Origin of the sequence: uncultured Parabacteroides sp., assembly GCF_905196875.1 — a bacterium.
Taxonomy (GTDB): Bacteria; Bacteroidota; Bacteroidia; order Bacteroidales; family Tannerellaceae; genus Parabacteroides.
On record NZ_CAJJWO010000025.1, the window covers coordinates 23,967 to 39,179 of the forward strand.

Consider the following 15,213-nt stretch of genomic DNA (forward strand, 5'->3'; position numbering starts at 1 on the left):
CGTAATCTTATTACATTAAATCTCTCGGATCAGTGATCTTACCTGTCACCGCAGCAGCTGCTGCAACCAGAGGACCGGCCAGGATGGTACGTGCACCGGGGCCTTGACGACCTTCGAAGTTACGATTGGATGTCGATACGGAATATTTACCTGCCGGAACCTTATCGTCATTCATGGCCAGACAAGCCGAACAACCCGGTTGACGCAGTTCGAAACCGGCCTCATTCAATATTTTGTCGATACCTTCGGCACGAATCTGACGCTCTACCTGCCAGCTTCCGGGTACGAGCCATACGATTACATCGTCCGCTTTTTTCTTTCCTTTCACCAAAGATGCGAAATCGCGGAAGTCTTCGATACGTCCGTTCGTACAACTACCCAGGAATACATAGTCGATCTTCTTACCCATGATCGGTTCACCGGCTGTGAAGCCCATGTAGTCAAGAGATTTTTTATAAGAGATACGGCCTGCTTCATCTACACTCTCCATCGTCGGAATGCTTTCACGGATACCCATTCCCATTCCCGGATTGGTACCATAAGTAACCATCGGGTCGATATCTTCAGCATGGAAAACGATTTCTTTGTCGTATCGGGCATCCGGATCGCTATATAGTTCGCGCCATTCAGCCAGACTCTTTTCCCAGGCTTCGGCACGGGGAGCAAATTCACGATCTTTCAGATAATCGAAAGTCACCTGGTCGGGAGCAATCATACCACCACGGGCACCCATTTCGATGGACAAGTTACAGATAGTAAGGCGTTCTTCCATCGTTGTATTGCGAATAGCTTCGCCGGCATACTCGACGAAATAACCGGTGGCACCGCCTGTCGTCATCTTACTTATAATGTACAAGGCAAAGTCTTTAGCTGTTACGCCGGGTTTACGTTTGCCGTCGATGGTGATACGCATCGTTTTCGGCTTACGCTGCATAATACATTGGGTAGCCAGAGTCATCTCTACTTCACTGGTACCGATACCAAAAGCGATGGCCCCCATGGCCCCGTGGGTAGAAGTGTGAGAGTCGCCGCAAACGATTGTCATCCCCGGCTGAGTCAGACCTGTTTCCGGGCCTACCACATGGATGATACCGTTCTTCGGATGTTGCAATCCGTAATAAGTCAGATTGAAATCCTTGGCATTCTTTTCCAACGTATCTACCTGGTTCTTAGACACAGGGTCTTCGATCGGCTTCTCCTGGTTCAATGTCGGAATATTATGGTCCGGCATACAAGTGATCTGTTCCGGACGGAAAGGCTTCAAGCCACGGGTACGTAACCCTGCGAAAGCCTGCGGACTGGTCACTTCATGGCAATACAGACGGTCGATATAAAACTGGATCGTTCCGTCGGGAAGGGTATCCACCACATGTTTTTCCCAAATCTTCTCAAATAATGTCTTGCTCATTGCTAATTATGTATTATGTTATTTTACGAACTTATTGATTGCATCGATAAAGGCTTCTACCGAAGCTGCGATAATATCGGTGTTGGCTGCAAAACCGTAATAGTTATTTCCATCATACTCGACCTGCATATGTACTTTACCCATATCGTCGCTCCCTTTATTAATCGCCTGAATGAGAAACTCCTGAATAGTCATCGTGCGGTGAATGATCGATTTGACGGCTTTAATGGCTGCATCGACAGGACCGTTTCCGGATGCGGCAGCTTCAAACTTCTCACCGGCAATATCCAGACAAACACTAGCAACAGACTGCAGGCCGACACCGGAAGTAACCTGCAGGTAATCCAGTTTGATACGGTGCATGGCGGTACGGTCTTTACCGGCCAGCATCAATACATCGTCGTCGTTGATATCTTTCTTACGGTCGGCCAGTTTCAGGAACTCTTCATATACCTTATCCAGCTTTTCCTGGCTCAGTTCCACACCTAAAACGCTCAAACGATGTTTCAGGGCAGCACGTCCGCTACGGGCGGTCAGTACTATTGCGTTATCGTCGATACCGACATCTTTCGGGTCGATGATCTCATAGCTTTCGCGGTTCTTCAATACGCCATCCTGGTGGATACCGGAAGAATGAGCAAACGCATTGCGTCCGACAATGGCTTTATTCGGCTGGATAGGCATATTCATCAGGCTTGAAACCATACGGCTGATACCGTAGATCTTAGTGGTATTGATATTGGTTTCGATTTCACGTTCCTTGTGGCTACGGAAAATCATTGCGACTTCTTCAAGGGATGTATTTCCAGCACGTTCACCGATACCATTGATAGTTACTTCGACCTGACGTGCACCATTCAAAACACCCTGTACGGTATTAGCGGTAGCCATTCCCAGGTCATTATGGCAGTGAGTTGAAATAATTGCATTCTGTATGCCGTCTACATGTTCCATCAGGTATTTAATCTTTGCACCATATTCGTCAGGCAGACAATAACCGGTCGTATCAGGAATATTTACAACTGTGGCACCCGCTTTGATCACGGCCTCAACAACACGTGCCAGATAAGCATTGTCCGTACGTCCGGCATCTTCGCAATAAAACTCGATATCTTCCACATATCGTTTAGCGTATTTCGTAGCTGCGATAGCACGTTCCAGAATTTCATCCTGGTTGGAATTGAATTTATAACGGATATGGTAATCGGAAGTACCGATACCGGTATGGATACGTCCACGTTTAGCGTACTTCAATGCTTCGGCAGCCACGTCGATGTCTTTTTCGACAGCACGGGTCAACGCACAGATAGTTGGCCAGGTGACAGCTTTCGATATCTCAACAACACTATTGAAGTCCCCCGGGCTCGATACCGGAAATCCTGCCTCAATCACATCCACACCAAGTTCTTCAAGCGCTCTGGCTACCTGAATCTTTTCAATACTGTTTAACTGGCATCCCGGAACTTGTTCACCATCTCTCAACGTGGTGTCGAAAATAAATAATCTGTCTGACATAATCTTATACTCTTAAATTTGTTTATATTCTTGTTTGTATCCATAAAAAAAGCCCTTCTCACAAGGAAGTGAGAAAGGCTCTTTTAATATCTTCATGCATCAGAAAAGCACGTACAGTCTCACTTCCTATCCCGTTCCCAGAGTAGAATAATGTTTAGAGAAATAATGAGACTATTTGCTATATTCTGTTTCATTGTCTTTTTTTATTTAACGTTGCAAAGATACAGCCTTTTTTTAAACCACCAAATATAAAACGATATTTTTCACACCTGTTTCCTTATAAAATGTAAGAGAAGGCAGAATGTAACCTATAAATCATCACACAAGAGCACATTTTATGACAGGATAGGTATGCTCTCACTTATTTATATCCAGCTTATCTACCTCTTTTCCATCCTGGTCGAGTATCTTTATGCTAAGTTTATTATTTTGGGCTTCAGCTTTTAAGACCGTATTATTAGAGTTTACAATAACCGGGAACTTAACGCCATCTTTCGCTTCATTGCGGATATATTGGTGAAGGTGTCCACAAAGCATAATATCGACATTCGCATTATTGAGCAGGGGGATAAACTTCTCTTTCACCTCCTGGTCGCCGTGCCATCCTCCGAATGGTGGTATGTGGCAAACAACCACTTTAAAAGGAGCTTCCTTATACTCCTTGCTTTCCAATACCTTTGCCAGCCATTCAGCCTGCTCCGTACGATACTGGTCGTAGACCGTGATTCCGGCATACTCGAGATCGGTATCCGGTTTATCCTCCCCGCTATCCAGTATGACAAAACAAACCGGTCCCTGGCGAAACATATAATAGATATGATCTTGTCCGGGTGAAAAATAATTCTGGAAAGCCGTAGCAAAAGAACCTCGTGTTTCATGATTTCCGCGAGTATAATACATTGGCAACTCTGAAGCAAAAAGTTCCGTTGCCTTACTCATAAATCCGTCAAAGATCTCTTTCTCGCTGTTGAAAATAGAAACCATATCGCCGTTAAACAAGAACAAGTCGGTCGCTTTCAGATCGCAATGAGACACCAACTTCTCCAGCATATCGCTTTTACCATGTATATCGTTGACCATGGCAAAGTTCACCGTTTGCTTACCGTGATCGCTGGTTTTAAATACGAGCGGCTTTTTCATATATACGTCTGTCGCCGCCACATTTCCATATATAACCCGCCAACCCTGATGACTCAAAACTTCTTGCGAATACACACGATAACTGTAACGCGTTCCGGGCTCCAGTCCTTTCAGGTGGACGGCATGAACCGTAGAAGTCAGTTTTATTCCGTTCTTCGCATTAAACACCTTGGGCCGTTCAGTCTGATAGAAATGTGTACCGTCGTCGGGAGCAAGTTCCACCCAACCTATCGAGGGTTTATTGACAGTCCAAACAATAGTAACTTCGTTCTCACCCAGATTTTGCAGATACGGGGCATGAGTGATCCGGATGTCTTCCTGGGCAAAGAGAGAGAGATTGATCAATAAAGATAGAAAGAATAGGAGACTGATTTTCTTCATGGCATATTGTTATTTAGTTTTTTCCTTATCTGCAAAGATAATTGCTTCTGTTGGGCCGGCAAATACCATACCGGTTTATTCGCAAAAAAGGTCGTTTCCTCATTCGGAAACGACCTTTACTTCTATTTTCTTATTAAATATAACCTATCATTGTCCGCTGAAAGGATTCTGATCTGAACTACTGATTGCTTCATTGTTTGCCATTTCCAGCTCAGGGATCTGGCATAAGAAACGATAGTCGTTAGAATTAAGGAAGCCTTTCGGTTGTGCATCCGAAGCATTATAACCATCCAAATACATCAATCCTGAGGCAAAATGACCGGCAAGATTAGCGGATGTAGATCCATAGCGGTATAACGGTTTCTGCAAACGAAGCAAATCATACATACCGGTAACACCTTCACCCAGCAGTTCTTTACGACGTTCCACATAGATAGCTTCCAGCAGTTCGTCTTTAGCTGTTGCTGTTGTCGGTTTTGCTACGTTACGTGCATTCTGCAAAGTTGTCAGGTAGGATAAAGCAGAAGCGCTGTTATTCAGGTTAGCTTCAGCTTCGGCCATGATCAACAACATTTCGGATGCACGCATCAATGATAACTCAGGATATGTATTACCCATTGGAGCACCGTTGGCGTCACCATAGTATTTAAACTTATTATAAGCCCATTTTGCCTTAATTTCCTTATCACCGTTAGCTGTACGATGCCAGAACATGACAGGTTTTTCATCGGCATCCGTTACACCTTCTGTCTTTGTACATTTGGCTCCACGATAATCGCTTTCGTCAAACATATCTACATACTTCTGATCGACCAAGATGTTGATAAAGCTATAAATAGGACCTACCGTCATTGTTTCACCATAACTGGGATCCTGATTATACATATAGTTGAAAATACTGTTGGTGCTGACATTTGAAACGTTGGTAAATTTAACACCCCAAATAACTTCTTTACAACCATCAGTCAGCAGGTTATCGAAGCCACTATACCATTCATCTTTTGTCATCAATGTGTTATATTTTTCATACACACCTTTTGCTTCATTCAGTGCATTCTGCCAATCGCCCATCACTTGATAAACACGTGCCAACTGAGCAGATACAACATCAGCATTGATACGCCACATATCCGTTCTCTCATAAGAAGCCAACAGACTTTTTGCTTCCTTCAAATCAGAAACGACCTGCTGATAACATTCTTCAACAGTAGAAAAAGCCTTAGAATCCGGGTCTTCAGAAGAAAGACGTAAGATAACGCCACGTTTATCCTTTGCTATAGCATAAGTCTGTTGATAGCAAATCAACAAATTAAAATAGCTAATACCACGCATTGCCAGACTTTGTCCTTTCAATATAGTCTTTTCAGTGTCTGTTCCGGTAGCCTCAGGCAGTGCATCGATAATTATATTTGCCTGGTTGATGATCTTATACATATTACTCCAGATACGCTTGGAATAATCACCGGTAGATTGTGCACGTTCCGGAGCAAAGTTATAACTGTTTTCAACCGAGCCACCATAGTTCTTCGTACTAAGGAAATCGGCACCAGCCAAATCATAAAACATCGCTAAACCGGCCATACCCGTATAACAAGCATCATTCTGACTACCCGTTTCCGGTCCCATCAAAATAAAGCGGTAAGCTGAATTCAATGCCATATTCAAACCAGTAGTACTGGATGTTATGGTTTCTTCATCCACATTGGTAGATGAATTCGTCGTCAAATCATCGTTACAATTGCTCAAAGAGAATGCGAGAAGAGCAACTGCTGCAAATTTTACGGTTCTATATAATCTTTTCATACAGATCTATCTTATTTAAAATGAAACTTGAATACCACACATATACACTCTTCTTGATCCCTGGATACCATTATCCGTATCCGTATTACCATTATAGTTGTTACCCAGAACACCTGTTTCAGGTTCTGTATGACGTTTTGCAGCCGGACCGAAAGTCAGCAGGTTATCGCCTGTCAGATAAACACGAACATTAGAAAGACCAGCCTTTGCAGTCAGGTTACGCGGCAATGTATATCCCAATGTCACGTTCCTCAAACGGATATAGTCGTTATCGAACAGATAGAAATCAGAGTTCTTACGTGTTGCAGAATAATTGGAAGCCGACCAGCGCGGGAATTCAGCATTGTCACCCGGTTGCATCCATACTTTTCCGTCTACCAGATCCTGAATAACACCAACACCGTCACGAACCGTAGTACGCTCCAGATAAACATAGTCCCACATTCTGGCACCGAAAGAGGCATACCACATAAATGAGAAGTCGAAATCTTTCAGTTTAAACGTATTTGTGATAGAACCAAAAGCCTTAGGTATTGCGGAACCACAATATTGATAATCCTTGGAAGACACATCTGAATAGTTTTCTGTTGTTTTCCAACCATTTTCACCATCGCGAACCCAGAAACGCATATTACCGTTTTCAGGATTTACACCAGCATTCTTCACCATGTAGAATTCAAAGATCGAATGTCCTTCTTCCAGTTTATAGCCGGCACCACGGTTTTCATAGATATATGCTCCGTCCGGCAGATAAGTTACTTCATTCTTTACTGTAGACATGTTGAAATCGATATTCCAGCGGAAATTCTTTTGCTGAATAGCAGTAGCTCCCAACGTGATTTCAACACCACGGTTACGGATATTACCTAAGTTGGTATTGTATCCTTCAGCATCACCTACCTGTGCAGACAGAGGCAAAGCCTTGTAGTACAACAAATCTTTCGAATTACGGGTATAAAATTCAACCGTACCGTTCAAACGGTTCAGGAAGGCGAAATCCAATGCTATATTATACTGTTCGTTACGCTCCCATTTCAATTTCGGAGTAGCGACAGTCTTCGGTTTGTAACCTGCCAGATCATATAAGTTAGCAGATGTATAATATCCCTGATAGCCATAGAAAATTTCATCATCCAATTTAGAAGAACCGTTACCTGTATTACGCGGGATCAGTTTGTCATTACCTGATGTACCATAACTACCACGCAAAGATAAGTTATCGATCCATTTGATATCTTCCATGAATTTCTCTTTTGAGATACGCCAGGAAGCACCTACGGAGAAGAAGTTACCCCAACGGCTGTCTTTACTAAAACGGGAAGAACCGTCACGACGAATAGAACCCGACAGGTAATACTTATTCATCCAGTTATAATCGACTTTTCCGAAGAAAGATAATAATGAATAACAATCTCTTTTTGAATCGATGGCCCAGTTCTTTGTAGTAGAATTCAATTCATACATACCCATCTGCATGATACCTTCACCATAACCATATTCATAATGTCTGTCGGTTGAGTAGAACTCCTGTCCCAACATTACATTGAAATTATGATCATTGACCGACTTATCCCAAGTCAGAATATTATTCCAGGTAACAGATTGTGTTTTCCATGATTCATGAGTAGCAGAACCACCACTGGTCTTTACTGTTACACCATAAGGCTTCAACTGTCCATCACCATGAATAGCAGAAGAATATTGATATCTGTTTTTCGTTATATCATCCAGATTAACGGCTGTCTTGAAGTTAATATTAAATGGTAATTTGAAATCTGCAAAATAGTGAGCAGTGATCATATTACCTGCGTAGTTGTCAAAATCTTCATCGTTCGGATTGTTCCAATAGTCACCACCATTCTGCAAAACATGAGAACCGAAGAAGTTTGCACTGTTCTCTCCGAAATCATAAATACGCTTTCCGGTTTTTTGAGAATAATACCAATCTGTATTATCTTCATTTCTCAAATAAGGAGAGTTTAACGAATTAGAGAATACCAAAGCACGGTTTGCACCGGATACGTTCTGGCGATACTGGCTATATGCCAGGCTTCCACCCATGCTTAACCACTTTGTCAATTCAGTTGTTACACTGGCACGGAATGAATAACGTTTATAATACTGGTTATTAGCAAATCCCTTATCATTCAGATAAGACATAGAGGTGAAATAGTTAGTCTTACCGTCGGCAGTAGCACCACTCAGGTCGATACCGTAATCCTGGCGCAACTTGCGGGAGAATACGGAACCATACCAGTCGTAATCGCTTTCATCCCAAACCATTTCGAGATCCGGATTTACGTAACCATTACCGTTGCCGTCATGCAATACATAATTGGAAGCATCGCCGGTCCATTTAAACGGAGTTACATAAACAGTTTGTCCCTGAGAGTTGACACGCGGATTAACCATGTGACCCAGTACTGTCTGTGAAGCATAATCTCCGGCAGCCTGTTTGTCCAGACCTTCCACATAATATTTATCATTATAGATAGCACGCCATGTGTTTGTCAACTGCTCATACGGGTTGGCTTTTGTCGGGTTCTTTACCGCATTGTCGGAAGTACCCCAGGCACCACGGAAATTAATCTGAGGTTTACCAATTTTACCTTTCTTTGTCGTGATCACAACGACACCGTTTGCAGCACGTGAACCATACAAAGAAGCTGCAGCAGCATCCTTCAATACAGTCATAGATTCAATATCGGACGGAGCCAATGTAGAAATGCTGCCATCATAAGGCATACCGTCCACAATATACAACGGGGTTGTCTGTCCTGACATAGAACTGATACCACGTATCTGGATACGAGTTTCTCCACCCGGGTTACCTTCATTGTTAGAAACATTTACACCGGCGCTCATACCCTGCAATGCCTCCGTGAAGCTGGTTGCTGAAATCTTTTCCAGTTGATCGGACTTTACTACGGAAGCAGAACCTGTAAATGAGGACTTTTTTGCTGTACCATAAGCAACAACTACGACCTCATCCAAATCCTGAGTATCGCTTGTCAACTTTACTTTTATTGAACTTTGTCCATTCCAAACAACCTCCTGTGTCTGTAATCCGACAAAAGAAACAACAAGAACATTTCCTTTTTGAATACCATCTAATACGAAATTACCATCCATATCCGTAATAGTACCATAGGAAGTTCCTTTGATAGAGATAGAGGCACCGGCAACCGGTCCCATTTCATCCTCAACAAAACCTGTAACTTTGTTTTTCTGCTGCGTGATCGTAGCACCTAATGAGGTCGGAATCACAACGGCATTAATAGTCCCGGCTGAACCAAATACAGTAGCCAGAAGCAATGCCTTAACCAGTCTCGAGTTTGTCAACATAAGCTAAAATTACAATTAAACGATTAAACCTATTTTAACTACGCGATAGTGTTCACAAATACTCCGATTTGATTTAAAATAAGAGACTGACTTTCTGAACATTTAATACTAACGCGAAAATACTTGGCTCTCAGAAAAGCATTCAAACACTCTAATTAAATGCCATAGTCTCTATAGAACTATTGTATTATTTTTAGGAGAAAACAGGTTTTGTTAAATTCTTGAAATATGCATAAATATGCGAAAATATTTATTTTGTTTCTGTTTGTGTTGATATGTTCATGATAATAAACAGTTTGAGTTTGTTTTTTATATAATACACTTCTTATATCTTCTTTGTATTGTTTGTGTTAAAATTCTTAACTGGTAACATTTTAACGGTATAATTAAACTCAAATTAAATAATATTGCTATATTTGCCCTCTGGAATACAATAGTTCTATAGAGACTATGGTATTCATGACAAAAAAAAGGAGCTCCTAAAAGCTCCTTCTTACTATAAATAGCAATCTAGTTCTTACTGCCCGCTCCAGGGATTCTGATCAGCCTCTGAGATTGCATCGTTATTAAGGATTTCCATTTGAGGAATCTGACAGAAAAAACGGTAATCATTCGATTCAAGAATTCCCATCGGTTGAGGATCACTGACATTATATCCATTCAAGTATTGCATACCCCATACATAATGCCCGGCAGGATTTGCTGTCGTTTCACCATAACGAACCAGTCTCTTCTGCAAACGAACCAGATCATAAAAACCAGCCTGTCCTTCACAAATCAATTCTTTACGACGTTCTTTGTAGATATCTTCTAATAATGCATCCCCACCACTATTGGTTGTCGGAGTCGCATTACGTGCTACCTGTAAACGATTCAATAAAGTAAGAGCCTCTCCTGTACTACCTTTCTGTGCAGCAGCCTCTGCCATGATCAGCAGCATTTCAGCTCCACGCATCAAGCACACTTCAGGACGGGTAGCACTTTGGATCACACTTCCTCCATCTTCTCCATAATGTTTATACTTATCAAAGGCCCATTTTGTATTGATTTCTTTGTTTGCATTCTTGGTTCGTTTCCAGAACTGATAGCGGTCTTCCTTTTCTTCAAACAATTTCACAAACTGCTCATCCACAAAATAATCCAGGAAAGAATAAATCGGTCCATCCGCATAACCTTCACCATAACTTTCGTCCTGATTGTACCAGAAGTTAAACTGCGTACTACCTCCCAGGTTGTTATCGGCTGTATACTTCATCGCCCAAACCACTTCCTGATAATTACCACTGATCATATCGTCGAAACCTGAACGATATTGTTCACGCGTCATCAGTTGACTATGATTATCATAGACTATTTTAGCTTCATTGTAAGCACCTTCCCAATTTTGCATCACCAGATACACACGAGCCAAAATACCGGAGCAGATCTCCGAATTAATCAACCACATATCTGTCGGAGCGTAATCAGAAAGTAATGACTTTGCAGTAGTCAGATCAGATACGATCTGGGTGTATATTTCTTCTACGGTTGAAAAGCCTTTATGAGCCTCATCAGTGGAAGATGTACGCAAAATCACCCCCCGTTTGTTTTTTGCAATAACATACGTTTGCTGATAATTTTGGATCAAATGAAAATATTGAAGCCCGCGCATAGCCAACGCTTGTCCTTTGATATGCTTCTTTTGTGTTTCATCACCGCTGGCATTATCCACATTGGTCAGGATAATATTAGCACGGTTGATCACGTTATAGCACATCGACCATATCTTGGATGCATTCCCATCCGCCTGAGTCTTTGAGTTCGAATATTGATAAGCCGTTACCTGGTCGCCACCCATATTAGTATGGCTCACGATATCCGCACCTCCTGCATCGACATACATCTGGAAGCCCGGAAGCCCGGCATATACACGATCGCCTTTATCCGTATTAAAATACAACTGTTTATACGCCGAGGTCAATACTTTTTCCAGCTGGGATATATTCTCGAGCACATCCGTATCATTCACTTTCACATACGAACTGGTTGTCAGATCGTCATCACATCCTGTTAGGGTAAAACCTACAAAAGCGAGGGACAGGAAGGATATGTTTATAAATAATCTTTTCATAAATATCTTTTTTGCATTTATAATGTGATTTGAATACCGACCATATACAGTCTTCTTGAACCCTGAATACCGTTATCCGTTTCAGCGTTACCATTATAACTGTTACCCATTACACCTGTTTCGGGATCTGTAAAGCGCTTCTTTGCCGGTCCGAAAGTCAACAGGTTATTACCTGTCACATACACACGCAGATTTTCCACCAATGCCTTACGGCTGATATTCTTTGGCAAAGTATAACCTAAAGTCAGGTTTCTCAGACGCCAGTAATGGTTGTCGAACACAAAGTTATCGGCATATTTAACTGTTGCGCCATATTGAGTATACGACCAACGAGGGATAAGTGTTCCCGCATCACCCGGCTGTCTCCAGCGGTCTTCTACCAATTCCTGTACGACACCTACACCCGGACGGTTCATAATACGTTCTTTATAGGTATAGTCGGAAATCTTTGATCCATAAGAATAATAAAACATAAACGACAGGTCGATCCCTTTAAACTGGAAGTTGTTGGTGATAGAACCAAATACTTTAGGAATAGCGGAACCACAATATACAAAATCATCAGTAGTTACTTTCGCCTGATCTTCCGTACGCACCCAACCGCCATTACCATCACGGATCAACCAACCCGGCAGACCTGTTTCAGGATTCACACCGTCATATTGAGGAGCGATAAACTCGTAGATAGACTTACCTTCTTCCATTTTATAGGTACAAGCCGTACCGGCATAGGTATAAGCACCTGTCGGCAGATAAGTAACCTCATTCTTCAGTGTACTCATATTGGCGTCGATATCCCATCTGAAATCTTTTGAAGTAAAGATGTTGGCATTGATCGTTATTTCAACACCGCTATTACGAAGGTCACCGATATTCATATTATATCCGGAAGCTGCACCGACCTGGGCCGATAGAGGCAATTCCTTATAATACAACAGATCATTGGACGTACGGGAGTAATATTCCACCGTACCGCTCAGACGGCTGAGGAAAGAAAAGTCCAAACCAATATTCCATTGTTTATTGCTCTCCCATTTCAAATCCGGAGTCGGAGTAGTAGAAGGCTTCAGACCAGACTTCAGATAGAGGTCATCACTTTCGTAAGTTCCCTGATAACCATATAATACTTCATCCCCTGCTTTACCGTTACTAGCATTACGTACAATCAACTTATCATTACCGGTTGTACCGTAACTGGCACGAAGTACCAGATTGTCAATCCATTTTGCATCTTCCAGGAAACCCTCTTTCGATATTCTCCAGGAAGCACCGGTCGACCAGAATGTACCCCAACGGTTATCGGAACTGAAGCGGGAAGAACCGTCCTCACGAATCGAGGCAGAGAGATAATACTTATTCAGGAAATTATAATCCAACTTTCCGAAGAATGACAACAGAGAATATTTATCACGGCCTCCCCATACACCAAAATTCTTGGTCGTATTCGATAACTCGTATTTACCTAATTCCATGATTCCTTCACCCCAACCTTGCTCATAGTGGGAATCCCAGGTATACCACTCGTGACCAGCCATAGCAGATATATTATGATCGCCGATCGACCAGTCGCCCGACAACACATTATTCCAGGTAGTAGAGCGCTTATTGAAATCATAACGGCTGGCATAACCGCCATCCGCCAGGATAGAAATTCCATAAGGAGCAGTCTGACCACTACCATGCACAGCAGATGTATACACCATTGAACGACTCCAGTAATCATCGATATTCAAAGCAGAACGGAACTTCAGGTTATATGGCAACTTAAACTCTGTATTAAACTGAGCCGAGAGAATATGCCCCATATTATTATCGAAACTATCGTCATTCTCATTATCCCAATAGTCACCCGAATTGTTCAGGACATGTGCTCCAAAGAAGTTGTTGACATATTTACCATAGTCATACATTCTTTTTCCGGTCTTTTCCGAAACCACCCATCCCGTATTATCCTCGTTACGCAACCAGGGAGACGACAGTGTTGTCGTAAAGTTTGCAGCACGGCTGGCACCTCCCGATACATTTTGGCGATGACGGGAATATGACAAGCTACCTGCAACTTTCCACCAGTCGAACAGTTCCGTACTTAAATTCGTACGGAAAGAATAACGTTTGTAATACTGGCGATTTCCATACCCCTGATCATCCAGGTAACCACCGGAGAAGAAATATGAAGTCTTACCATTTCCTGTTTGTCCACTTATATCCACACTATAATCCTGACGTAGTTTTCGGGAGAAGATGGCTTTATAAACATCCCAGTCGTCTTCATCCCATACATATTCCAGATTAGGATTCATGTAAGGATTACCGTTACCGTCATGCAAAACATAATCTTCGTTGATGTATCTAAACGGGGTCACATAAATAGTTTCACCCTTCGAATTTCTCGTTGCTTTTACCTGTTTGGTCAATGCCTGGGAAGATGCATAATCGCCGGCTGCCTTGGCATCCATGCCGTCGTAAAGCAATGCATCGTAATACAATGCATACCAGGTATTTTCCAACTGTTGATAAGGATTAGCCTTTTTAGGGTTCTTTACCGCATTGTCGGAAGTACCCCACGCCCCGCGAAAATTAATCTGAGGCTTAGCTGATTTCCCCCTCTTGGTAGTAATCATCACAACACCATTCGCTGCACGCGAACCATACAAAGAGGTTGCCGCAGCATCCTTCAACACCGTCATCGATTCGATATCCGTCGGATTGATCTGGTTAAGACCACCATCGTAAGGCATACCATCCACAATATACAAAGGATCTGCCTTTCCGGACATAGAAGCGATACCACGAATTTCGACACGAGCTTCAGCACCGGGGTTACCTTGTACGTTCACAACATTCACACCGGCCGACATACCTTGCAATGCTTCAGTAAAACCGGTACCCATTACCTTTTCCAGTTTCTCTGCTTTCACAACAGAGGCCGACCCGGTAAAGGTCGATTTCTTAGCTGTACCATAAGCTACAACTACAACTTCATCCAAATCCTGTGTCGCATCACTCAACTTAACATTTAAGTTAGCTTGCCCGTTCCACGTAATCTCCTGCGTAGCCAGGCCGACAAAAGATATTACAATTACCGATCCCCGCCGGACATTATCCAGGGTAAATCGACCGTCGGTATCGGTAATCGTACCGACAGAAGTTCCTTTTACTACGACAGAAGCACCGGCTACGGGCCCCATATCGTCAGAGACAAGGCCTGAGACCTTATTTCCCTGTTGCACTACCATCGTTTCGGGACTTGTTGGAATAGCTGCAACTACAGTACCCGCAGCTCCAAACAATACAGAAAACATTAGTGATTTAATTAGTTTTGAGTCTGTCCACATAGTTAAATTCAAGACTTTAATTAAATAATTTTAATCATAATAGCATTCATTTCATTAGAGGTTACGCTTCTCTCCTCAAAAAGCGCCCAGGTCCATACGCTCTAAAATAAAGTTCATAGAATCAAGACACACAACCTTTTACTCACAAACATTAATCCATCAATCTTGATTAAACA

General features: G+C 42.4%; 7 protein-coding genes. All 7 read right to left on the reverse strand.

Going from position 1 to position 15,213, the window contains the following annotated elements:
• Positions 1 to 10 precede the first annotated feature (10 nt).
• A complete protein-coding gene (leuC, locus tag QZ076_RS10415; protein ID WP_293713138.1) occupies positions 11 to 1,408 on the reverse strand; it encodes a 3-isopropylmalate dehydratase large subunit in 1,398 nt (465 codons plus the stop codon).
• A gap of 18 nt (positions 1,409 to 1,426) precedes the next feature.
• The gene (locus QZ076_RS10420; RefSeq protein ID WP_293713140.1) at positions 1,427 to 2,923 is read right to left on the reverse strand and encodes a 2-isopropylmalate synthase; all 1,497 of its coding nucleotides are present in this window, start codon (positions 2,921 to 2,923) and stop codon (positions 1,427 to 1,429) included.
• A 357-nt stretch (positions 2,924 to 3,280) separates the two neighbouring features.
• Entirely contained in the window at positions 3,281 to 4,444 is a 1,164-nt protein-coding gene (locus QZ076_RS10425) for a metallophosphoesterase family protein (protein WP_293713142.1), read from the reverse strand.
• A gap of 147 nt (positions 4,445 to 4,591) precedes the next feature.
• Positions 4,592 to 6,247, reverse strand: coding sequence for a RagB/SusD family nutrient uptake outer membrane protein (locus QZ076_RS10430; RefSeq protein ID WP_293713144.1), 1,656 nt, complete (start codon positions 6,245 to 6,247; stop codon positions 4,592 to 4,594).
• A 15-nt stretch (positions 6,248 to 6,262) separates the two neighbouring features.
• Positions 6,263 to 9,592 (reverse strand): TonB-dependent receptor, encoded by a 3,330-nt coding sequence (locus tag QZ076_RS10435; RefSeq protein WP_293713146.1) that lies wholly within the window; start codon positions 9,590 to 9,592, stop codon positions 6,263 to 6,265.
• 517 nt (positions 9,593 to 10,109) lie between these two features.
• Positions 10,110 to 11,702: a RagB/SusD family nutrient uptake outer membrane protein gene (locus tag QZ076_RS10440; RefSeq protein ID WP_293713148.1), complete on the reverse strand. Its 1,593-nt coding sequence runs from the start codon at positions 11,700 to 11,702 to the stop codon at positions 10,110 to 10,112.
• Positions 11,703 to 11,719: 17 nt separating this feature from the next.
• Positions 11,720 to 15,004 (reverse strand): TonB-dependent receptor, encoded by a 3,285-nt coding sequence (locus QZ076_RS10445; RefSeq protein ID WP_293713150.1) that lies wholly within the window; start codon positions 15,002 to 15,004, stop codon positions 11,720 to 11,722.
• Positions 15,005 to 15,213 lie beyond the last annotated feature (209 nt).

Bases quoted from the DNA above. Each gene is read 5' to 3' on its own strand.
- leuC (WP_293713138.1), bottom strand. From the start codon at position 1,408: ATGAGCAAGACATTATTTGAGAAGATTTGGGAAAAACATGTGGTGGAT.
- QZ076_RS10420 (WP_293713140.1), bottom strand. From the start codon at position 2,923: ATGTCAGACAGATTATTTATTTTCGACACCACGTTGAGAGATGGTGAA.
- QZ076_RS10425 (WP_293713142.1), bottom strand. From the start codon at position 4,444: ATGAAGAAAATCAGTCTCCTATTCTTTCTATCTTTATTGATCAATCTC.
- QZ076_RS10430 (WP_293713144.1), bottom strand. From the start codon at position 6,247: ATGAAAAGATTATATAGAACCGTAAAATTTGCAGCAGTTGCTCTTCTC.
- QZ076_RS10435 (WP_293713146.1), bottom strand. From the start codon at position 9,592: ATGTTGACAAACTCGAGACTGGTTAAGGCATTGCTTCTGGCTACTGTA.
- QZ076_RS10440 (WP_293713148.1), bottom strand. From the start codon at position 11,702: ATGAAAAGATTATTTATAAACATATCCTTCCTGTCCCTCGCTTTTGTA.
- QZ076_RS10445 (WP_293713150.1), bottom strand. From the start codon at position 15,004: ATGTTTTCTGTATTGTTTGGAGCTGCGGGTACTGTAGTTGCAGCTATT.